Source organism: Actinoplanes sp. URMC 104 (assembly GCF_051386375.1).
Lineage (GTDB): Bacteria > Actinomycetota > Actinomycetes > Mycobacteriales > Micromonosporaceae > Actinoplanes.
This window is the reverse complement of record NZ_JBPQTO010000004.1, coordinates 100760-120302: the sequence shown is the minus strand read 5'-3', so window position 1 is coordinate 120302 and position 19543 is coordinate 100760. Positions and strand designations below refer to the sequence as shown.

Annotated in this window: 21 protein-coding genes; 9 read left to right on the top strand and 12 right to left on the bottom strand. The window is 69.7% G+C overall.

Annotation, left to right across the window (positions count from 1 at the left end):
• Window position 1 precedes the first annotated feature (1 nt).
• Window positions 2-859: an STAS domain-containing protein gene (locus tag ACSNN8_RS14350; RefSeq protein ID WP_436649670.1), complete on the bottom strand. Its 858-nt coding sequence runs from the start codon at window positions 857-859 to the stop codon at window positions 2-4.
• A gap of 166 nt (window positions 860-1025) precedes the next feature.
• Here ACSNN8_RS14350 and ACSNN8_RS14345 point away from each other — a divergent pair, with 166 nt between their 5' ends.
• The 3 genes from ACSNN8_RS14345 (at window position 1026) to ACSNN8_RS14335 (ending at window position 2222) form a co-directional block, all read left to right on the top strand.
• Complete coding sequence (locus tag ACSNN8_RS14345) at window positions 1026-1379, top strand: STAS domain-containing protein (protein ID WP_202997596.1); 354 nt, start codon at window positions 1026-1028, stop codon at window positions 1377-1379.
• Window positions 1380-1493: 114 nt separating this feature from the next.
• Window positions 1494-1925, top strand: coding sequence for a large conductance mechanosensitive channel protein MscL (mscL, locus tag ACSNN8_RS14340; RefSeq protein ID WP_436650720.1), 432 nt, complete (start codon window positions 1494-1496; stop codon window positions 1923-1925).
• A 63-nt stretch (window positions 1926-1988) separates the two neighbouring features.
• Window positions 1989-2222: a hypothetical protein gene (locus tag ACSNN8_RS14335; RefSeq protein WP_436649669.1), complete on the top strand. Its 234-nt coding sequence runs from the start codon at window positions 1989-1991 to the stop codon at window positions 2220-2222.
• 457 nt (window positions 2223-2679) lie between these two features.
• On the opposite strand, the gene ACSNN8_RS14330 is transcribed toward ACSNN8_RS14335, so the two are convergent.
• From ACSNN8_RS14330 to ACSNN8_RS14310, 5 genes are all read right to left on the bottom strand, one after another.
• Window positions 2680-3528: a zf-HC2 domain-containing protein gene (locus ACSNN8_RS14330; protein ID WP_436649668.1), complete on the bottom strand. Its 849-nt coding sequence runs from the start codon at window positions 3526-3528 to the stop codon at window positions 2680-2682.
• 1235 nt (window positions 3529-4763) lie between these two features.
• A complete protein-coding gene (locus tag ACSNN8_RS14325) occupies window positions 4764-5330 on the bottom strand; it encodes a CGNR zinc finger domain-containing protein (RefSeq protein ID WP_436649667.1) in 567 nt (188 codons plus the stop codon).
• A 312-nt stretch (window positions 5331-5642) separates the two neighbouring features.
• Window positions 5643-7046 (bottom strand): Si-specific NAD(P)(+) transhydrogenase, encoded by a 1404-nt coding sequence (gene sthA / locus ACSNN8_RS14320; RefSeq protein WP_436649666.1) that lies wholly within the window; start codon window positions 7044-7046, stop codon window positions 5643-5645.
• Window positions 7039-7527 carry a hypothetical protein gene (locus ACSNN8_RS14315; RefSeq protein WP_436649665.1) on the bottom strand — a complete coding sequence of 163 codons (489 nt, stop codon included), beginning with the start codon at window positions 7525-7527 and terminating at the stop codon, window positions 7039-7041. Before ACSNN8_RS14315 ends, sthA begins: the two co-directional genes overlap by 8 nt.
• Before the next feature lie 142 nt (window positions 7528-7669).
• Window positions 7670-8488, bottom strand: a complete 819-nt coding sequence (locus ACSNN8_RS14310; RefSeq protein WP_436649664.1) for a LysR family transcriptional regulator — start codon at window positions 8486-8488, stop codon at window positions 7670-7672.
• A 114-nt stretch (window positions 8489-8602) separates the two neighbouring features.
• On the opposite strand from ACSNN8_RS14310, the gene ACSNN8_RS14305 reads away from it, so the two are divergent.
• Both ACSNN8_RS14305 and ACSNN8_RS14300 read left to right on the top strand, forming a co-directional pair.
• Entirely contained in the window at window positions 8603-9766 is a 1164-nt protein-coding gene (locus ACSNN8_RS14305) for an MFS transporter (RefSeq protein WP_436649663.1), read from the top strand.
• Between the two features lie 163 nt (window positions 9767-9929).
• Window positions 9930-10568, top strand: coding sequence for a DUF4360 domain-containing protein (locus ACSNN8_RS14300; RefSeq protein WP_436649662.1), 639 nt, complete (start codon window positions 9930-9932; stop codon window positions 10566-10568).
• Between the two features lie 187 nt (window positions 10569-10755).
• Here ACSNN8_RS14300 and ACSNN8_RS14295 read toward each other — a convergent pair whose 3' ends face one another.
• Window positions 10756-11364 (bottom strand): DUF4360 domain-containing protein, encoded by a 609-nt coding sequence (locus ACSNN8_RS14295; protein ID WP_436650719.1) that lies wholly within the window; start codon window positions 11362-11364, stop codon window positions 10756-10758.
• A gap of 573 nt (window positions 11365-11937) precedes the next feature.
• On the opposite strand from ACSNN8_RS14295, the gene ACSNN8_RS14290 reads away from it, so the two are divergent.
• On the top strand, window positions 11938-12213 hold the full coding sequence (locus ACSNN8_RS14290; protein WP_436649661.1) for a hypothetical protein: 276 nt from the start codon (window positions 11938-11940) through the stop codon (window positions 12211-12213).
• 40 nt (window positions 12214-12253) lie between these two features.
• Here the strand turns inward: ACSNN8_RS14290 and ACSNN8_RS14285 are convergent, their stop codons facing one another.
• On the bottom strand, window positions 12254-13291 hold the full coding sequence (locus ACSNN8_RS14285; RefSeq protein WP_436649660.1) for an NAD(P)-dependent alcohol dehydrogenase: 1038 nt from the start codon (window positions 13289-13291) through the stop codon (window positions 12254-12256).
• 181 nt (window positions 13292-13472) lie between these two features.
• Between ACSNN8_RS14285 and ACSNN8_RS14280 the strand changes: the two genes are divergently transcribed.
• Entirely contained in the window at window positions 13473-14054 is a 582-nt protein-coding gene (locus tag ACSNN8_RS14280; protein WP_436649659.1) for a TetR family transcriptional regulator, read from the top strand.
• 109 nt (window positions 14055-14163) lie between these two features.
• Here the strand turns inward: ACSNN8_RS14280 and ACSNN8_RS14275 are convergent, their stop codons facing one another.
• Window positions 14164-15135 (bottom strand): aldo/keto reductase, encoded by a 972-nt coding sequence (locus ACSNN8_RS14275; protein ID WP_436649658.1) that lies wholly within the window; start codon window positions 15133-15135, stop codon window positions 14164-14166.
• A 166-nt stretch (window positions 15136-15301) separates the two neighbouring features.
• Here ACSNN8_RS14275 and ACSNN8_RS14270 point away from each other — a divergent pair, with 166 nt between their 5' ends.
• The gene (locus tag ACSNN8_RS14270; RefSeq protein ID WP_436649657.1) at window positions 15302-15907 is read left to right on the top strand and encodes a TetR/AcrR family transcriptional regulator; all 606 of its coding nucleotides are present in this window, start codon (window positions 15302-15304) and stop codon (window positions 15905-15907) included.
• A gap of 154 nt (window positions 15908-16061) precedes the next feature.
• Here the strand turns inward: ACSNN8_RS14270 and ACSNN8_RS14265 are convergent, their stop codons facing one another.
• From ACSNN8_RS14265 to ACSNN8_RS14255, 3 genes are all read right to left on the bottom strand, one after another.
• Entirely contained in the window at window positions 16062-16754 is a 693-nt protein-coding gene (locus tag ACSNN8_RS14265; RefSeq protein WP_436649656.1) for an NADPH-dependent F420 reductase, read from the bottom strand.
• A gap of 83 nt (window positions 16755-16837) precedes the next feature.
• Window positions 16838-18031: an MFS transporter gene (locus ACSNN8_RS14260; RefSeq protein ID WP_436649655.1), complete on the bottom strand. Its 1194-nt coding sequence runs from the start codon at window positions 18029-18031 to the stop codon at window positions 16838-16840.
• Complete coding sequence (locus tag ACSNN8_RS14255; protein WP_436649654.1) at window positions 18028-18711, bottom strand: SDR family NAD(P)-dependent oxidoreductase; 684 nt, start codon at window positions 18709-18711, stop codon at window positions 18028-18030. Before ACSNN8_RS14255 ends, ACSNN8_RS14260 begins: the two co-directional genes overlap by 4 nt.
• A 119-nt stretch (window positions 18712-18830) precedes the next feature.
• On the opposite strand from ACSNN8_RS14255, the gene ACSNN8_RS14250 reads away from it, so the two are divergent.
• Window positions 18831-19457: a TetR/AcrR family transcriptional regulator gene (locus ACSNN8_RS14250; protein ID WP_436649653.1), complete on the top strand. Its 627-nt coding sequence runs from the start codon at window positions 18831-18833 to the stop codon at window positions 19455-19457.
• The last annotated feature ends 86 nt before the right edge of the window (window positions 19458-19543 follow it).

Sequence of the window (19543 nt, the reverse complement as noted above, 5' to 3'; positions counted from 1 at the left end):
CTCAGCGCTCCCGGGCCTTCTTGGCCTGGCCCGTCTTGGCCAGCACGTAGCGCAGCGCGTCGGCCAGCGACGCCTTGGTGGCGATGTCGCCGAACTCGATGCCGAGCGCGACGATCGTCTGGGCGATCTGCGGGCGGATGCCGGAGATGATGCAGTCGGCGCCCATCAGCCGGGCGGCCACCACCGTCTTGAGGACGTGCTGCGCCACCTGGGTGTCGACCGCCGGCACGCCGGTGATGTCGATGATCGCGTACGGCGAGCCGGTGTCCACCAGCGTCTGCAGCAGGCGCTCCATGACCACCTGGGCGCGGGCCGAGTCGAGCGTGCCGACCAGCGGGACGGCGACCACGCCCTCCCAGAGCTTCACCACCGGGGTGGAGAGCTCGAGCAGCTGCTCGGCCTGGTCGGCGATGAGCTCCTCGCGCACCCGCACGTAGCTGTCGAAGGTGAACAGCGCCGCGTCGTCGATGAAGGAGGAGAAAGCGACGTAGTCCCGCAGGGTCGCGGCGTCGTTGCCGTCCTTGTTGGCGTCCAGGACGGCCAGCACGGCCTCCTTGAAGGCGAAGACGCTCACCGCGGTCTCGGTGGCGGTGAAACCCTGCCGGGCCCGGATCGAGGAGAGCTCGGCGAGCTGGGCCCGCAGCTCGCCGGCGGACTCGCCGCTGACGTCCTGCGCCGAGCCGACGAGCGCCTGCCGGAAGCCGCGCCGCAGCTCGGAGGTCTGCCGCTCGAGCTCGGCGTGGCTCAACCGGCCGCGCACCGAGGCGGCCACCCGCTCGGTCCAGGCGGCGACCAGAGCCTGCTCGTGTTCCTCGAGCAGGGCGGCGAAGCGAGCCGCCTCATCCGCGCTCAGCGTCACCGCTGCCTCCCGACGTGGTTTTCCCATGTAGCCGGGCGGGACTTTACCACCGCGGAACCTGATACTTGCTGCCAGCCAAATAACGAGCCGGGCTCCACCGACGCGCCCCGTTCTGCGGGCGGGGGGCGTCTTGGAGTACCGTTCAGCACATAACTGGAGGTCCTGAATGTCTCTGACGGTACAAACGGAACAGCGCGCCGACATGGTGGTCGTGTCGGTGGCGGGCGAGCTGGACATGGCGACGGCGCCCCAGCTTCAGGACCAGATCAGCGACCTGCTGGAGAAGGGGCGCACCCGTCTGGTCTTCGACCTCGCCGAGGTGTCGTTCTGCGACTCCACCGGGCTCTCGGTCTTCGTCCGGGCCAAGAACAGCACCGACGACGCCGGCGGCACGGTCCGCCTGGCCGCCCCCCAGCGCGGGGTGCTGCGCATCCTCGAGGTCAGTGGCCTGGTCGAAGTGCTGCGCACCTACCCCACGGTCGACGAGGCCGTCAGCGCCCAGGAGCCGGCGCTCGACTGAACTCCCCCCTTCCGGGGAGGGTCGTCCCGGTCGGCGTAGTTTGTCGCCGGCCGGTCGCGGGCACCTGCGGCCGGAACGATCCCCTCGGCGCGCGCAGGAGAGCTTGTGAACAAGATCTTCCAAGGCTTCAAAGACTTCATCATGCGGGGCAACGTCGTCGACCTGGCGGTCGGCGTCGTCATAGGTGCCGCATTCAGCGGAGTCGTGACCGGCTTCACGAACGGCTTCATCAAGCCGCTGATCCAGCTCATGGGCGGCGGCACCGGCCTGGACGCCGGCAAGTTCAAGATCCGCGGCGTCGAGTTCGACTACGCGACGTTCCTGAACGCGATCATCACGTTCCTGATCACCGCCGCGGTGCTCTACTTCTTCGTGGTGCTGCCGCTCAACATCCTGGCCGAACGCCGCCGCCGCGGCGAGGAGCCCCCGCCGAAGTCCCCGCCGGAGGACATCGTGCTGCTCACCCAGATCCGCGACGCGCTCGTGTCGAGGACCGGCGGTTACAGCGACACTCCGGGGCGTCATCAGCAGGAACCGCCACGCTGACATTTCGCGAAAAGATCATCCCCACTCCGCGAGTCTCGAACAGATGTTCGATACGCTGCCGGGATGGAGCAGCGTAAGCACTGGTGGAACGGCAAGTGGGGCCGCGTCGCCCGCAAGGACGTCTACCTGCGGGTGAGCGGCGACCAGTGGTACGTCGAGCAGCGCGCGGGCGGTGCCGACGGCGTCTCTCACTTCTTCGAGTACGACTCCGAGGACGCCGCGCTGGACACCGTGCGTGCGCTGCTCTCCACCCCCGGGGATTGGCGGGAGCTCTCGGTCCGCCCCCCGTCCCGCTGACGCGCCGCCTCTTAGCCGCTGCCTTCCAGCCCGGCCCCGCTCCGGCCGGCTCCTGGCGCTTCTTCCCCGGCTTTCTTCCCCTCCGCCGGCGCTCTGCGGCCTTCCCCCTCCGCCGGCGCTTGCGGCCTTCCCCCTCCGCCGGCGCTTGCGGCCTTCCCTCTCCGCCGGCGCTTGCGGCCTTCCCCCTCCGCCGGCGCTTGCGGCCTTCCCCCTCCGCCGGCGCTTGCGGCCTTCCCTCTCCGCCGGCGCTTGCGGCCTTCCCCCTCCGCCGGCGCTTGCGGCCTTCCCCCTCCGCCGGCGCTTGCGGCCTTCCCTCTCCGCCGGCGCTTGCGGCCTTCCCTCTCCGCCGGCGCTTGCGGCCGCCTACGCCCTCGGCTTCTCCGTCGGATTCGCCCCTTTGTCAGGCGCTCGGCGCCCGCCGTGCTTCGTCAGGCGGCCCGGCGCTCGTCGTGCTTCGTCAGGCGGCCCGGCGCCCGTCGTGCTGGGCGGTCATCGGCCCGCGCGGCACCAGACGCAGTCCCGGCCTCTCGCTCAGCTCGTCCGCCTCGTCGGCGGCGAAGCGGGCCCGCCATGCTCCACCGCCCGTCGACCGAGCGCCCGGCGGCGTACTCACGAAGCCCCCTGGAACCCGCGACAGGGCGACGATCAGCAGATATCCGAGGATCACGAACCCGTGGCTGATCAGCCGGGTGGCGTCCACCCGCCCCGCGGTGAGGTCGTTGACCGAGAGCAGCAACAGCATCCCGACGAACGCCGTGAGCATCGGAATCAGCCCCGACGGCCGGCTGCGCCGTAGCGCGATGAACAGGTATCCCGCGCCGACCGCCACGTTCCACGCCGCCGACTCGTGCCACAGATGCCCTGGCGTGGCGTCCAGCCCCGTGTGCACGTGCGCGCCGACGACCCCGCCGCCCACCTGGTCGAGTCCCAGGATGAGCTGCACCGCCCCCACCGCCGCAAGCGCCACCAGCAGCCCCGCCGCGATCGGCAGCCGCTCCCACGGCACCCGCCGCCACCATCCTCGCTGCGTCGCGCTGTCGGCCGCCCCATCGCCCCCGGCGTTGCCCCCCGGCAGCGCGACCAGCCCCGCGGACCCTCCGGGCAGCGCCGCGAGAACAGCCGCACTCAGATCGGGCGGCGTGACCGTGTTCATGCTGGTGAGCCGGTTGACCGCAGCCGCACCGTCCAGCCACTCCCGGCACCCGGCACATCCCGCCAGGTGCGCATCGACCGCCGTACGGTCAGCCGGGTCGTCCTCCCCGTCCAGCTGTGCCGAAAGCATCTCGCGCCACCGCTCACACGCCATGAACCCATAGTCGCCCGAAACCCGCGCGAAGTTCCCGTCCGCACCCCAGCTTCCCGCGCCCCGGCCTGCTCATCGCGCGCCGTCTTCCCCACCACCCAGGCGCGCCGGCCTCGCCTTCGCTACACCTGCGCGCCAACCACGCAGCTCGCCGACCCGCTTACGCCCCGGCTCCGAGCCGGCCCGTCGGCCTCCCGTCTGCGTTCCGGCTCCGCGCCAACCACCCAGCTCGCCAACCCCGCCTACGCTCCCGCTCCGAGCCGGCCCGCCGACCTCCGCTTGCGCTCCCAGGCCAGCCCGCCCGACCTCCGCTTGCGCTCCCAGGCCAGCCCGCCCGACCTCCGCTTGCGCTCCCAGGCCAGCCCGCCCGACCTCCGCTTGCGCTCCCGCGCCAGCCCGCCCGACCTCCGCTTGCGCTCCCGCGCCAGCCCGCCCGGCCTCCGCTTGCGCTCCCAGGCCAGCCCGCCCGACCTCCGCCTGCGCTCCGGATTCGCGAACCAACCGGCGTGCCGACTCAGCTTGCCCCGACTGGCGCAGGTCGTCCGGTATGCCCGCACTCAGGTCTGATCGCCCGATGCGCCGCTTGGCACCCTCTCCCCGCGTCGGGGATGCCGGCGAGCACATCCGGCGCGTCGGGCGCGGCGTGCGAGCTTCGTGCGGACCGCCCGGCCCCCACACCCGCGTCGCAACCGCTCCTGCCTGTGGATCATCCGGTGTGCCCGCCCATACCCCCGCCCGCCCGGGGCGCTCCGACCCTACGCCCTCCGCAACCGGCAGAACGCGTTATCCACAGGGACGCAGCGTGACGAAGATGCCGCGATGTGGGCGGTCGAAGCCCGCCAACGTTGTCCCGGCGTTGCCGTTCAGCGGTGCGGAAGGCGGCGGCACGGCCCGGAAGGCGGCGGCACGGCCGGCGAGGAAGGCGGCGGCACGGCGCGGCGCGGAAGGCGGCAGCACGGCGCGGAAGGCAGCGGCGCGGCGCGGAAGGCAGCGGCGCGGCGCGGAAGGCAGCGGCGCGGCGCGGAAGGCAGCGGCGCGGCGCGGAAGGCAGCGGCGCGGCGCGGAAGGCAGCGGCGCGGCGCGGCGCCGCGAAGAGCATGCTGAAACGGACCCAGGTCCGATCAACCCAGAAGTTCCTGACGAGACGCGGCGGCGTCGCAACCAACGCCAAGCCGCCACCGCACTTCAGGCCGACCGGCCCGCTCACATCACCGGTGCAGCTCCGGCAAGCCCTCGCCTCACAGGAGGCCGCGCGGCTCGATCAAGCTCGGTGGGCCCTGGACGGTGGGCCGCGGCGGCAGCGCGCCGCTACCGCCCATCAACCGCTTGCGCTCGCGGAAAGCGCGCAAATTGGCAGTGTTCCCACACGTGCTGACGTCGTGCCAGACGCCGCTGTTGTTGCGGGACGTGTCGAAGAAGGCGGCCCGGCAGTCGGCGTTGTGGCACAGCTTGAGCCGGGGCCAGATGCCGGCCTGCTGGGCGAGCAGGGCCTCGGCCCACAGCGCCGACGCCAGCCAGCGCGTGCCGCGGCCGGTGGGGACGATGCGCACCCAGCCGTCGGCGTCGGGCACGAGGCTGACGGGCACGTCGGCGGGGGGCAGCGCGCCCTCGGGGCCGCGGTTGCCGCCCACGAGGATGACGTTCTCGAACGTGGTGCGCAGCCGCCGCAGCGAGCGCAGGTCGGACGACGAAATCAGCAGCGTGGGCGCGGGCAGCCCGGAGACGCGGGACCAGGTGATCAGGGCCTCGGTCAGCCACCGCTGGGCGTCGTCGGCGCTCAGCAGCAGGTCAGTGCCGTACGTCATGGGCGCGCGGGTGTTCAGCAGCTCCTGAAGGAGCGCCAAACCGGCGGGGGCCTCCCGAACGCCGTGCCGGGCACTGGCCATCCATGACATAGCCGAAGCGTACTTGATTCTTTTTTCGAACCGCCCCTACCTCGTCTTTGGTTCCCCTTAAGAGATCGGTATTTCGTCGGCGCGGGGTAGGCCACTTGTGCCGATTCGCCACACTGCGGACAGTTACTTCGAGGTGCGTAACGAGAAATTCTCAGTAACGCTCGTCTCAATGTGCGCCAACGGGCGAGCCGGACGGGCGGACATTGACGTCCGCGACCGCCCCTATCCGTCGATGCGGGTGATGTTGCGGATCTTGTTGGACGCGTCGAGGGCGGCCACCTTGTACGCCTCGGCCAGCGTCGGGTAGTTGAAGACCGCGTCGACCAGGTAGTCGACCGTGCCGCCGCAACCCATCACGGCCTGCCCGATATGGACGATCTCGGTGGCGCCGGTGCCGAAGACGTGCACGCCGAGCAGTTTGCCGTCGTCGGGCGCCACCAGCAGCTTGAGCATGCCGTACGAGTCGCCGACGATCTGCCCGCGCGCCAGCTCGCGGTAGCGTGCGATGCCCACCTCGAAGGGGGTCGCGGAGTCGGTCAGCTCGTCCTCGGTCTTCCCGACGAAGCTGATCTCCGGGATCGTGTAGATGCCGATCGGCTGGAGCTGGTGCATCTCGCGGGCCGGTTCGCCGCAGGCGTGGTGCGCGGCGAGTCGTCCCTGCTCCATCGAGGTGGAGGCCAGCGCAGGGAAGCCGATCACGTCGCCGACGGCGTAGATGTTGCCGACCGCCGTGCGGTAGTTGAGGTCGACCTCGATGCGTCCGCGCCGGTCGGCCTCGAGCCCGGCCGCCTCGAGCGCCAGGTCGTCGGTCTGGCCCTGGCGGCCGGCCGAATACATGACCGTGTCGGCGACGATCTTTTTGCCGCTCTTGAGAATGCACAGCGCGGCGGTCTGGTGACGCTCGACCGCCGCCACTTCCTCGCCGAAGCGGAACGTCACGCTGAGGTCGCGCAGATGGTATTTCAGCGATTCGACGATTTCGTCGTCGCAGAAGTCGAGCATCTTCTCGCGGCGCTCGACGACGGTCACCTTGGTGCCGAGGGCGGCGAACATCGAGGCGTACTCCATGCCGATCACCCCGGCGCCGACCACGACCATGCTGCGCGGCACGGCCTGCAGGTTGATCACGCCGTCCGAGTCGACGATCGTACGGTCGTCGAAGTCCACGCTGTCGGGCCGGGCGGGACGCGTGCCGGCCGCGATGATGATCTTGTCGGCGCTGACCTTGTTCTCCCGGCCGCTGCCGCCGTCGACCCAGATCGAGTGCTCGTCCGCGAACCGGCCCACCCCGGTGATCATGGTGACCTTGTTACGCGCGAGCTGGTTGCGGATGACGTCGGTCTGCCGGCTGATCACGTGCTGCGTACGGGCCGCGAGATCGCTCACCGTGATCTCGTCCTTGACCCGGTAGCTGCTGCCGTACAGATCGCGCTGGCTGAGGCCGGTCAGGTAGAGCACCGCCTCCCGCAGCGTCTTCGACGGCACGGTGCCGGTGTTGATGCAGACCCCACCGATCATGTCCCGCCGGTCGACGATGCCGACCCGGCGCCCGAGCTTGGAGGCAGCGATGGCGGCCTTCTGACCGCTGGGACCCGAGCCCAGCACCAACAGGTCGTAGTCATACACAATGCTCAGCGTCGCAGTGCCGGGGCCGCCGGTCCACCGACTCCGGCACTTTTTCCGATGTACGTCGAGGAGCCGGCACAGCCCGCACCGGAGCGAACGCCGGCGGCCACGCCGTCCCGTACAGCTCCGCGCAGAGCACCACGCTCATCCACGGCACCCACGGCCCGCTCAGCGTGAGCTCCTGCGCCCGCCCGCGAATATCGAGCGTCACCGACCACGGCTGCCCGCCCGGCCGGAGGCGCGTGATCGCATGAAGCGGGATCTCGTCCGGACCCACGATCAGCCGCAGGTTCGTGACGACAGCGATCCGCCGCTCGCCGCCGCCCAGCGTCACGGGCAGCCAGCCGTACTGCTTCTCCGCCGTCCGCAGCGCGATGGTCGGCGCCACCGCCGCCGGCCGTCCGCCGCGCCGTACGAGCGCGGTCAGCATCGTCATGGAGCGAAGGCCCGCCGTCAGCTGCTCGGCGTCGTACCCGGTCACGCGATCCCCACCTCCGTTCGTCCCGCGAGCATCCTTTCCCGCGCGACGACGTGGCGGCCAGAGGTAATCGCCGGGGATGGCCGTTCCGGCTAATCCCTTCGGGTGGGTCCCCGTGGCTCGCTGTTGCCGACGCCGGCGGCGTTCAGATCATGCGTCGTAGCACGGTTTCGACGGCATTGATCAGTGGGTCGCCTTCGGTACGCGGGTGTCGTGCGAGACCGAGCTCGACGTCCGGCAGGACGGGCAGGGTGTCGGAGTCATGGCAGGTCAGGGCGGGTTCGATGTTCGTGGGCATGAGCGCCGCGACGCCGAGGCCGGCCCGTAGCGCGGCGAGCACCCCGACCAGGTTGTTGCTCTCGAACGTCACCTGCCAGCGCCGGCCCGCACGCTCGAGCGTCTCCATGACTGAGGTACGCCAGAAGCACGGGTTCGAGAACAGCACCACCGGCAGCGGGTCGGCGGTCACGTCGACACCCTGACCGGCCGCCCAGACCAGTGGGCGGCGGACGGTCCAGCGCAGCGGTCCGGGAACGCGCGCCGCCTCGTCGAGTACGAGGTGGACGTGGCCCGCGTCGTAGGCCTCCCGCATCATGGCCTCCGGGTAGGTGAGCACCTCGAGGGTCGCGCCGGGATGCAGCCGGGCAAGGTCGGCAAGGGCCTGGGAGAGCTGGGACGCGGCGAGGTCTTCGAGCAGCCCCACGCCGCAGCGGCCGGTCAGCGCGCGCCCGGTTTCGGTGAGGGCCTGCGTGGACAGCGCGAGTATGCGTTCGGCGTACGGCAGAAGCTCTTCACCTGCGCGGGTCGGCGTGACGCCCGATGGCGACCGGTGCAGCAGCGGCCGGCCGACGACGCTCTCGAGCTTGCGCAACTGCTGGCTGACCGCGGGCTGGCTGTGCCCGAGCGCGGCCGCGGCCCGCCCGATGCTGCCCGCCCGCACGGCGGTGACGAACGACCGCAGCAACGCGGTGTCCAGATCCCTGGCCATAAGGAACCATTATGCCGGGCCTAATGGAGTCGCCGGTTCCTATGGCTCAGGCGGCGACCTAGCGTTTGGAGCGTGATCAGCTACCGACAGGTGCTCGCCGTGCCGGGCTTGGCGCCACTGCTGGCGGTGTCGCTGCTTGCCCGAGTTGCGATCACGGCTGACGTCATGGTGCTGACACTGCACGTCGTGCTGACTCTGGACCTGAGCTACGCGGCGGCGGGCGGCGTCGCGGCGTCGCTCACCGCCGGCTTGGCGCTGGGTGGGCCGGTGCTCGGCCGCATGATCGACATGCGGGGCCTGCGGGCGGTGTTGTGGACGACCGTGGCGGTGCAGGTCGTGTTCTGGCTGAGTGTGCCGTTTCTGCCGTACGGGGTGCTGCTCGGCGCCGCCTTTGCAGGGGGCCTGGCGATGGTGCCGGCTCAGCTGGTCACCCGGGAGGCCATCGCCGCGATGACGACGGCGGAACAGCGCCGGGCCGCCTTCGCGCTGGAGTCGGTGCAGGGCGAGGTTTCGTACATGGTGGGGCCGGCAGTGGTGATCGTGTGCACCGCGCAGTTGTCCTCGGGTGTGGTCGCGTGGGGCGTCGGCGCCACGATCGCAGCCGGGGGGGCCGCTATCGCTTGGCTCGATCCGCCGCTGCGTGCCGAAGGCGAGGCGTACGCCGGCTCCGCCGGACGGCCCCGGCATCGGGAGTGGCTGGGCGCCGGCATGATCGCCACATTGACGATGGCGCTCGGTGTGACGGCGCTTCTGGGCGGCGTGGACCTCGCCGTCGTCGCCACGCTCGAAGAAGCGGGCCAGGTGTCCTGGGCCGCCGCGGTCCTTGCCGTGTTCGGCATGGCCTCCGTCGCCGGAGGACTGATCTACGGCGCGCAGTCCTCCGGGCCGCGACCCACATGGCTGCTGCTCGGTCTGCTCGGGCTCGTCACGATTCCCGCCGGGCTCGCCCACGACTGGCGCTGGTTGTGTGTGGCCGTCGTCGGCGCCGGGCTTCTCACCGCGCCGACTCTTTCCACAGTGGCCGACGCGGTGAGCCGGCTGGCGCCGCCCAGCGTTCGCGGTGAGGCGACCGGTCTGCAGTCCGCGGCCCAGAGCACGGGCTTCGCGCTCGGATCCCCGGTCGTCGGGTGGGTGATCGACGCGTCCGCGCCGCCGGGCGGCTTCGCGGCGGCCGGGCTCGCCGGCATGGCCGCAGCCCTGGCCGGATTCCTGCTGTCCCGTCGCTCGCCCGCCCGATCGCGAACGATTCGCTGACCCGATCGGCCGGCGCGAGTTTTCCCTCTTTTGGTTCTCGGCCGAATGGACTATCTGGCGTGAAAGCGACAAATGGTACGTTTTCTCAACCTGCTGCGGTTTGACGATCGTTCCGCTCGACCGCGAAGCAGTAACGCAGAATTCCCACTCGTAAAGGATCAGCATGCTGAAGGCTCTCACCATCGGCACCACGCTTGTCGCGTCACTGGCCGCAACTGCGGCACCGGCAGCGGCATCAGCGGGACCGACGCCACGAAACCAGATGGTCGTCAATGTGGTTGCCGCTAATGGCTCCGGTTGCCCCAGGGGCAGCGCCCAGGTGACCCCGTCGCGGGACAACAAGGCGTTCACCGTGACATACAGTCAATTCACCGCCCAAGTGGGGGTCGGCGCCAAACCGACCGACTTCCGCAAGAACTGCCAGTTGGCACTCGACGTGCGAGTGCCGCAGGGTTACACCTACGCGATCTCCAGGATCGACTACCGCGGCTTCGCCCACCTCGCGCGCGGCGCGCACGCGACGTTGACCGCCTTCACCTACTTTCAAGGCGAGTCGCGTTCGGGCATGAGCAGGCACACCATTTCCGGGCCCGCGGACGCGAATTGGCAGCGCAGCCGGACGATGGGGATCAGCGCTCTGTCGTTTCGTCCCTGCGGGGATCAGCGGTATTTGAACGTCAACAACGAACTGCGCGTCTTCGCCGGCTCGTCGAAGACGAGGAAGACCACCAGTTTCATCACCATGGATTCCACCGACGGGAATCTCGACACCGTGTACCACGTCGCCTGGAAGAAGTGCTGAGCGCGAGCCTGAAGAGGCTGGCACAACAGCCGGGAATCGCCCATGTTCCGGACAGGCCGTGCTCACTCGAGCACGGCCTGTCCGGCTTCACCCGGTGGCCCACCAGTTCATGCCCGGTGCGGCGGGTGGATCGGTTGTTCGGCCGGCTGGTCCGGACCGTGATCCGGACCAGCCGTGGCGAAGAAGGTCAGCACTTCTTCCAGGCGACGTGGTACACGGTGTCGATGCGGCCGTCGGTCGAGTCCATGGTCAGCATGCTGGTCGTCTTCTTGGTGTTGGACGAGCCGGCGTTGACGCGAAGCTCGGTGTTGACGTTGAGGTAGCGCTGCTCCCCGCACGGCAGGAAGGCCAGCGAGCTGATGCCGACGCTGTCGGTACGCTGCCAATTGCCGTCGAACGGGCCTGAGAAGTCGTGCCTGATGCGGGTGCTCTGCCGCTCGCCCTGGAAATAGTAGTTGGCGGTCTCGGATGCGGATGCTCCGCGCTCCAAATGAGCGAAGCCGCGGTAATCCGTACCCGAGATCGCGTACGTATACCCCTGGGGGACGTGCACGTCGAGGGCGAGCTGGCAGTTCTTGCGGAAATCCGTCGGCTTCGTCCCGACGCCCACCTGGGCAGTGAATTCACTGTACGTGACGGTGAAGGCCTTGTTGTCCGGCGACGGCGTCACCTGAGCACTGCCCCACGGGCATCCGGAGCCATTAGCGGCGACAACGCCGATGACCATCTCCTCGTCCGGCCGCGCGGCGCCGGCCGCGTCGGCAGGCGAGCCGATGGCGACGAGGGAAGCAGCCAGGGAAGCGCCGACAGCAAAAGCTTTGAGCACGGTAAAACCCTTCGAACGTGAGCCGATCCGTATGTTTCGTCGCGCGGAAATACGACGTGGACGACCGTCGTACCGATCAATCCGATGAAACATCCGCGCGACACCGGCACAACGACGCAGATCACCTGCCCGTAACCACAAGTCACACAGCCCGACCGAGTAGTGGAGCAACATTTCGTCCATCCGGCCCATCCGGCTCGTCGGTCGGGCAACGCAACTGCATCCTGCATGCAAGATCGGCAGATTAGCGATTGACCGGCCAGGCCGATTCGGAGATTGCCGCTCGGCGATGTGTGCCGTGATCACCCTGCCGAGGGACCCCTTTTCGAGACCTTTCCTTTGGAGGAGCCGGCGTGCACAGTTTGTTCCCCGGAGCGCGCAATGCAGAGGAGAGTTAACGACATGCGAATTCCGTCCTTACGGCGCACTGTGGCCGCACTCACGACCACACTGATAGCAACTGGTGCCGTGGTGGGAATCGCGCCGCCGGCCGCGCAGGCATCCCCTCCGTTCCAGGGGGACTGCGGCATTGTGACCTGTACGGTGCGCATCGACCGCGCCCAGACCCGTAATGCGCGCGACGCCGGCGCCGTCATCGGCATCGCGGCCGGCGCTTGCGGCGTCTTCTCGGCGGGCACCCTCGCCGTGGTCTGCGGCGGCGCCGTCGCACCCGCCGCCGGTCTGCTCGCTCTCGCCGCCTCACGCTATTACGAGCAGGGCGACTGCCTCCAGATCAAGTTCACCAAGTATCCCGGACCGGCAGGCGTACGAGCGGCCTGGCCCGGCGCGGTCAAGCGGGGCACGCGCAACTGCACCTGAAAACGTCGTCGCCCACCGCCTCGGCGGCGTCCGGTCGGCGTCAGGATCCACTCTGGTGCATGTCGAGGACGAACCGGTAACGCACGTCGTTGCGCCGCAGGCGCGCCAGCGCCTCGTTCACCTCAGAAGCGGGCATGACCTCGACCTCCGCGGTGATGTCGTGCTCGGCGCAGAAGTCCAGCATCTGCTGGGTTCCGCGCCTTCCGCCGCTGCCCGCGGACGCCAGGCTCTTGCGGCCCACCAGCAGCGCGAGGGGGTCGAAGCTCATCGAGCCGAGGGCGCCGAGCGAGCACAGCGTGCCGTCCAGCTTGAGCGCCTTCAGGTACGGCGTCAGGTCATGCGGGGCCGAGGCAGTGTCCAGGATGAAGTCGAGCTGACCGGACCGGGCCTCCATCGCCGCGGCGTCGCTGGAGACGACAACCTCATCCGCGCCGAGATCCTTGGCTCCCTGGCCCTTGGCGGCCGAGGTGGTGAACAGCACGACATGTGCGCCGAGGGCGTGGGCGAACTTGACGGCGAGATGGCCGAGCCCGCCGAGGCCCACGACTCCGACCTGCTTGCCCGGGCCGGTCTCCCAACGCTTGAGCGGCTCCCACACCGTGACGCCGGCACACATCAGCGGTGCGACACCGGGGGCGTCGAGGTTGCCGGGAAGGGGGTAGACGAATCGTTCGGTGGCGACGTATTCGTTCGCGTACGCGCCGAGAGTGGGTCGCCCGTCGTGCCGGTCGGTGCCTCCGTATGTCAGCGTCGGATGGGAGGTGCAGTAGTTCTCCTGCCCGACCTGGCACATCGGGCAGGTGCCGCAGGAGTCGACGATGTTTCCGACCGCCACGGCGTCGCCCACGCGGAACCGCGACACGGAGCTGCCGACGGCCGTCACGACGCCCGTGAATTCGTGCCCGGGCACCAGCGGAAAGGTGTCCCCACGATCGATCTCGTGCAGGTCCGAGTGACACACTCCGCAGTAGGTCACGTCGATCGCGACATCGTCCGGGCGCAGGTCCCGGCGGGAGATCCGCGTGAGCGTCAGGTCGGCCCCGGGCGCGGCCTTCGCGTAGGCGTACGTCGAGCGCATCGTGTTCCTTTCAGCCGAGGGAGCGAGGTCTCGGGCGCTGACTCAATCGCCGAGGGCGCGACGCCACGTCGATCAGACGGCTGACCAGGACTCGCCCCTAACAAACTGGTTAGTTACATCCCATCCAACCCTAGATCAACGTCGTCCCAAGCGCAACCAACTAGTTTGTTATCGTGTTCGCATGCGAGCCGGTGGAGAAGCGACGCGCGCGAGGATTCTCGACGCCGCCCGTGCCGAGTTCGCGCAGCACGGCATCGCCGGAGCTCGCGTGGACCGCATCGCGGAACAGTCCCGCGCGAACAAGGCTCAGCTGTACGCCTACTTCGGGAGCAAGGACGCGCTCTTCGACGCCGTCTTCTCAACCGCACTGCATGCGATCGTGGACGCCGTCCCCCTCGACGGCACGGACCTTCCCGGGTACGCGGTCCAGCTCTACGACGAGTACCTCGCACACCCCGAGTTGATCCGGCTGGCCGCATGGTCGCGACTCGAGCGTCGGCCGACCGGGCCCCTCACCGCCGAACCGCTCCCCCGCGCCGAGGAGAAACTGGCCAACATCGCTGCGGCGCAGGCCGCGGGTCACATCGACAAGAACTTCGACCCGTTCGACATCTTCGTCACCGTGATCGCGCTGTCCATGGCGTGGTCCCCGGCGAGCACGACCTTTACGGCGAGCTCTTCGGATGCCGAGTCCGACCACGAACGCCGCCGCCACGTTCTGCGCACGCTCGTCGCGCGGGCGTACGCACCCGGACGAGGCTGAGCGCACCGGCACCGCCCTTCCTCGCGGCCGCCGGTCCTCCGCCGGCGCGATGATGCGCCCTCGCCAGGTCGGCGACGCCTCTCAGGACGACTCCCGGGTGGCTGTCCGCTCAGTGGTCGAGGGCGGCCATGTTGGCTTCGTCGTAGCGGGCGCCGGTAGCCGGGGTCAGGTTGTCCAGTCGGGCGATCTGGCCGTCGGTGAGGCTGATGCGGTCGGCGGCGGCGTTCTCCTCCAGCCGGTCGATGCGCGTGGTGCCGGGAATGGGGGCGATGTCGTCGCCCTGGGCGAGCAGCCAGGCGAGGGCGACCTGCGCGGGCGTGACCCCGGCCTCGGCGGCGACGGCGCGGACCTCGTCGACGATGCGCATGTTGCGTTCGAGGTTGCCGGCGGCGAAGCGTGGGTTGGTACGGCGCCAGTCGTCGGCGTCGAGGTCGTCCAGCGTGCGGATGCCGCCGGTGAGGAACCCGCGGCCCAGTGGGGAGTACGGGACGAGGCCCACGCCCAGCTCGCGCAGGACCGGCAGCACCTCGGCCTCGGGGTCGCGGACCCACAGCGAGTACTCGGACTGCACCGCGGCGATCGGATGAACAGCATGCGCCCGCCGGATCGTCTCGGGCCCAGCCTCCGAGAGTCCGATGTGACGGATCTTGCCCTCGCTCACCAGCTCCGCCAGCGTCCCGACGGTCTCCTCGATCGGCGTGTCCTGGTCGCCCCGATGCTGGTAATAGAGGTCCAGGTGGTCGGTGCCGAGGCGGCGCAGCGATCCCTCCACCGCGAGCCGGACGTTGGCCGCCGTGCTGTCCGCGCCCGGGCGGCCGGTGTGCGAGACGAGACCGAACTTGGTCGCGAGAACGACCTCGTCCCGGCGTCCCTTGATGGCGCGGCCCACCAGTTCCTCGTTGATGTAGGGGCCGTACGCCTCGGCAGTGTCGATGTGGGTGACGCCGATGTCCAGGGCCCGTTGGATGGTGCGGATCGACTGGGCATCGCGCCGGCCGGCGCCGGTGTAGAAGGCCGACATGCCCATGGCACCCAGGCCGATGCGGGAGGTCTCCAGCCCGCCGAGCGAGGTGGTTCTCATCGTGGTGATCCTCTTCCCTGTGGTCGGCGAACCGACTTAAATCCCGGTCGGTCCAGAACGCTAGCACATCTGGACCGACCGGGAGTAAAGTCTGCTGTGACGAAAAGATCAGCTGGCCACAGCGACCCGGCGCGCCTGTCCACCCCGGAGCGAGGAGGATGCCGTCATGAGTGGATCCCGAAGCACAGGGTTCGGCCGCCCCCGGGAGTTCGATATCGACGAGGCTCTGGAACGCGCCATGCAGGTGTTCTGGGCGCGGGGGTACGACGGCACCAGCCTCACGGACCTGACCGGCGCGATGGGGATCACCAAGTCGAGCATGTACGCCGCCTTCGGCAACAAGGAGCAGCTCTTCCGTAAGGCCGTGCAGCGCTACGCCGAGGGGCCGGCCTCCTACGTGACCCGCGCCCTGCGGGAGCCCACCGCGCGCGCGGTGGCCGAGGCATTCCTTCGGGGAGCCGTCCGGACGACGACGTCTCCGGGACGCCCCACGGGATGCCTCTCCGTGCAGGGTGCGCTGGCGCTGAGTGAGCAGAGCCGGCCGGCGCACGATGTGCTGGTCGGCTGGCGCATCGATGCGGGTGACCAGCTCGAGGCGCGCTTCCGGCGCGCCGTCGAGGAGGGCGACCTCTCGGGTGACGCCGACCCGGGACGCCTCGCCCGATACGTCATGACGACGGGATTCGGCATCGCGGTCCAGGCCGCGAACGGCCTCGGGCCCGAGACTCTCGACGAGATCGTCGACACGGCACTGCTCGCCTGGCCGACGTGAGCACCCCGCGACCCGGGAGCTCGAGCGAGCGATCACTCGACCTTGTGGTCGTCGCGGTCAAGGTGCCCCGGCATCGCGAGCTGGGTGTTGCCCGCGCTACGGGCGGGAGTGCCGGTACTCAGCGTCCGATCGGCCGCCGAGGGATGACGCGTGCTCATCGAACGGGGCGCTGGGCGCGCTGCAAGTTGCTGATGAGCTCCTCGCGGCTTTGTCCGTCGACGTGGTGCCGCCACATCGGCGTACCGGGGGCACTGCGCCACGATTCGCTCAGTGGGCTGTTGTCGACCGCGTCGAACCCGAGATCGTCATAGAACCGGGTGACCAGCTCGACGGCCTCCGGGTGGTCGCTCGAGACGACCAGTGCCTTTCGGTCAGGGGCGCCGGCGGGTCTGGCCAGCCGGAACACGGCAGGCAGCGCGTCGCTGGGGACCCTGATCGGGGAGCGCTCGTGGAACTGGATGTGGGTGAAAGCCTTCGCCACCTTGGAGGCGGGCAGCTGCTCCTGACGCAACTCGTGAATCGTCTTGAGGCCGGAGTCGACGTCGGGATAGTTCCCGTCTCGCCAGACCATGTAGTTGTTGATGTCGAGCACGACCTTGCCCGCCAGTGCCTCGACCGGCAGCCTGTCGTCGGGCGTGTACGGGAACGCGGTGACTGCGAAGTCGGCTGCGGCCGCAGCGTCCACCGCGTAGGCGGCGCGGGCCCGTGGGCCCAACCGGTCGACCAGGTCCCGCAGTGTCTCGGGTGTACGCGAATTGGCGATCACGACGTTGTAGCCCGCCGCAATCGACGCACGAGCCAGCGTGGCTCCCGCCTGGCCGGCACCGAGAATGCCGATAGTGGTCATGAGCACCTTCCATTCGAGTGGAACCGCAGTGAAGTGGGCCCTCACCGTCGCGGCCGGCCGCCGGCCGGGACCGCGAACGACCGTCAACGCTGCGGTCGCAGGCTCACCAGCATCACCGCGCCGGCGACGGCCAGAACACCGCCGGCCACCAGCGGTATCCCGGCGGAGACTCTGTCGACCAGAACGCCGCCGCCTACCGCGCCTAGGGCTATTCCGATGTTGCACACCATCACGATCAGCCCACCGATCTGCTCGAGCCGTGTCGGCTCACTCCGGGCACCCCAACTCAGGATCGTGGTCGGCACACCGCCGAATCCGAAGCCCCACACCGCGACGGCGGCGAACAGACCGAGGACGGAGCCGCCCGTCAGGTACATCAGGAGCATCCCGATCCCCAGCACGGCCGGGAACAACACCATGCCCACTCGCGGGGCACGGTCGGCCAGCGGACCGCTCAGCACCGTACCCAGAAAGCCGGCGACGCCGAATACGAGCAGCAGCATGGCGAAGCCGCCACTGTCGATGCCGGAAAGGCTCTGCGCGGCGACCCGGACGTAGGTGAATCCGGTGAAATGACCGCCGAAGATCATCAAGGCGGCGAACAGGCCGGCCAGGGCGACACCGGAGCGCAGGACCGATCCGAAGGCGCCCAGCGCACCAGCCGCCTCGGCAGAGACGCTTGGCAGTGTCGCCACCTGCACGATCAGGGCGAGCACCGCAACGCCCGCAGCGAGGAGGAAGACACCCCGCCATCCCCACACCCCACCGAGCCAGGCGCCGAACGGCACGGCTACGACGGTGGCGGCCGCGACTCCGGAGTTGATGACGGTCAGCGCTCGACCGACGTGGTCCGCGGGTACCAGTTGCGCCGCCATCGCGGTGGCCATGGCCCAGAACCCCCCGAGAGCGACACCGAGCACAAGCCGGGCGGCCAGCAGGACGGAGAAGGTGGGGGCCACTGCCACGATCAGGTTGGACACTGCGGCGAGAAGAGTGAGGCCGATCATGACGCGGCGCCGATCGGTGCGCGGCAGGATCACCGAGACGAGCAGAGCCGACAGCACCGCCGCCAAGGCGGTGCTGCTGACGGCCTGGCCGGCCGTCCCCTCGGACACCCGCAGGTCATCGGCGATGACCGGCAGCAGGCTCGCCGGCAGGAACTCCGACATGACGATCGCAAAGATCCCCAGACCGAGCGAGACGACACCGCTCCAGGACGGGCCTGCCGTCTGCTCGCCGGCCGCTGCATGGGGGCGTGCCTGCGTGCGGGCACTCACCACGGCAGGATTCCGGCCTCGTCCTGGAGGGTGCCCGTCGGCCCGGACGCGTCGAGCGTGGCCAGGCGTACGACGACCCGGGCGCTCTGCTCGACCGGTCGCCCGATGCCGAACGCGGCAGTCATGTCGGTCGCGGTGGTGCCCGGCTCCAAGGCGTTGAACTTGATGCCCGGCTGCGCCTTGGCGTACTGCACCGTCAGCATGGTGGCCGCCGACTTCGACGCCGCGTACAGCGCGAGCGGCACGGCGTATTCCGGTCGCTCGGGGTTGGTCACCGCCCAGAAAGATCCGAGGCTGCTGGAGATGGTGACGACGTTGGGGTTGGAGGACTTGCGGAGCAGGGGCAGTGCGGCCTCGGTGACGCGCACGATGCCGACCGCGTTCGTGTCGAAGGTACGCAGCGCCGCGGGGACGTCGAGTGCGGTCTCCAGAATGCCGGCGTTGTGGACCAGGACGTCCAGACGGCCCTCGGCTGCGTCGATCGCGGCCAGTGCCCGGGTGACCGAGGTGTCGTCGGTGACGTCCAACTGGACGAACCGCGCCCCGAGTTCGGCGGCGGCCTTCTCCCCGCGTTCGGTGTCACGCGCGCCGAGGTAGACCGTGTGCCCCAGCTCCTGCAGTTGCCGGGCGGTCTCGTACCCGATGCCCTTGTTCGCTCCGGTGATCAGTGTGACGGTCATGGATGCCCTCCTGCAGGCCTCAATTTTGTACCGCTCGGTTGGGGATCACCGTAACATGATTTTGTACTGATCGGTTGTGACTCGGTTCATGATCTGTACCGAGCGGTAGAGTGAGGGTCATGGACACTGACGCGCCGGCCGCGGGACGACCACGGGCCTTCGACGAGGGAACCGTCCTCGACCGCGCCGCCGAGGTTTTCTGGCAGCACGGCTACGAAGGCGCCTCACTGAGCGCGCTCACCAGCGCGATGGGCATCAACCGCCCGAGCCTGTACGCCGCGTTCGGCAGCAAGGAGGAGCTGTTCAAGCGCGCCTTCACCCGCTACCACGACAGGCAGGTGACCACCGCCAGGGCTGCGCTCGACCAGCCGACCGCGCACGCGTCCATCGAGGCGTTCCTGCGGTCGAGCGCCGACGGCCTCACCGCCGACAACCACCCTCCCGGCTGCCTCTCCATCCAGGGCGGCCTGGCATGCGCGCCGGAGAACGCCCGCATCGCCGAGGCGCTCGCCGCAGGCCGGGCAGCCACCGAGGCTGCCCTCCAGGAGCGCCTGTCCCGCGCGGCCGCGGAGGGCGACCTCCCGGACGGCATCGACCCGCGCGCGCTGGCCCGCTTCGTCATGGCGCTCAGCGAGGGCCACGCCGTGCACGCCGCCGCCGGCGCCAGCCGCGCCGACCTGCACGCCTCTGTCGACGTCGCCATGCGCGCCATGCCGATCCCCCCGCAACCGGAGCTGCGCACCTGAACGCTCACCGGCTTCAAGGTGTGGCCGTCGGGACCTACGCATCTGACGGCCGAGCTCACGTACTTACATGCCCGACCTGCCCTGAC

Coding starts and splice junctions, on each gene's coding strand:
- ACSNN8_RS14330 (WP_436649668.1), bottom strand. CDS start 3,528: ATGGCGTGTGAGCGGTGGCGCGAGATGCTTTCGGCACAGCTGGACGGG.
- ACSNN8_RS14280 (WP_436649659.1), top strand. CDS start 13,473: ATGCGAGCCGGTGGAGAAGCGACGCGCGCGAGGATTCTCGACGCCGCC.
- ACSNN8_RS14255 (WP_436649654.1), bottom strand. CDS start 18,711: ATGACCGTCACACTGATCACCGGAGCGAACAAGGGCATCGGGTACGAG.
- ACSNN8_RS14265 (WP_436649656.1), bottom strand. CDS start 16,754: ATGACCACTATCGGCATTCTCGGTGCCGGCCAGGCGGGAGCCACGCTG.
- ACSNN8_RS14345 (WP_202997596.1), top strand. CDS start 1,026: ATGTCTCTGACGGTACAAACGGAACAGCGCGCCGACATGGTGGTCGTG.
- ACSNN8_RS14300 (WP_436649662.1), top strand. CDS start 9,930: ATGCTGAAGGCTCTCACCATCGGCACCACGCTTGTCGCGTCACTGGCC.
- ACSNN8_RS14270 (WP_436649657.1), top strand. CDS start 15,302: ATGAGTGGATCCCGAAGCACAGGGTTCGGCCGCCCCCGGGAGTTCGAT.
- ACSNN8_RS14325 (WP_436649667.1), bottom strand. CDS start 5,330: ATGACGTACGGCACTGACCTGCTGCTGAGCGCCGACGACGCCCAGCGG.
- ACSNN8_RS14335 (WP_436649669.1), top strand. CDS start 1,989: ATGGAGCAGCGTAAGCACTGGTGGAACGGCAAGTGGGGCCGCGTCGCC.
- ACSNN8_RS14285 (WP_436649660.1), bottom strand. CDS start 13,291: ATGCGCTCGACGTACGCCTACGCGAAGGCCGCGCCCGGGGCCGACCTG.
- ACSNN8_RS14250 (WP_436649653.1), top strand. CDS start 18,831: ATGGACACTGACGCGCCGGCCGCGGGACGACCACGGGCCTTCGACGAG.
- ACSNN8_RS14275 (WP_436649658.1), bottom strand. CDS start 15,135: ATGAGAACCACCTCGCTCGGCGGGCTGGAGACCTCCCGCATCGGCCTG.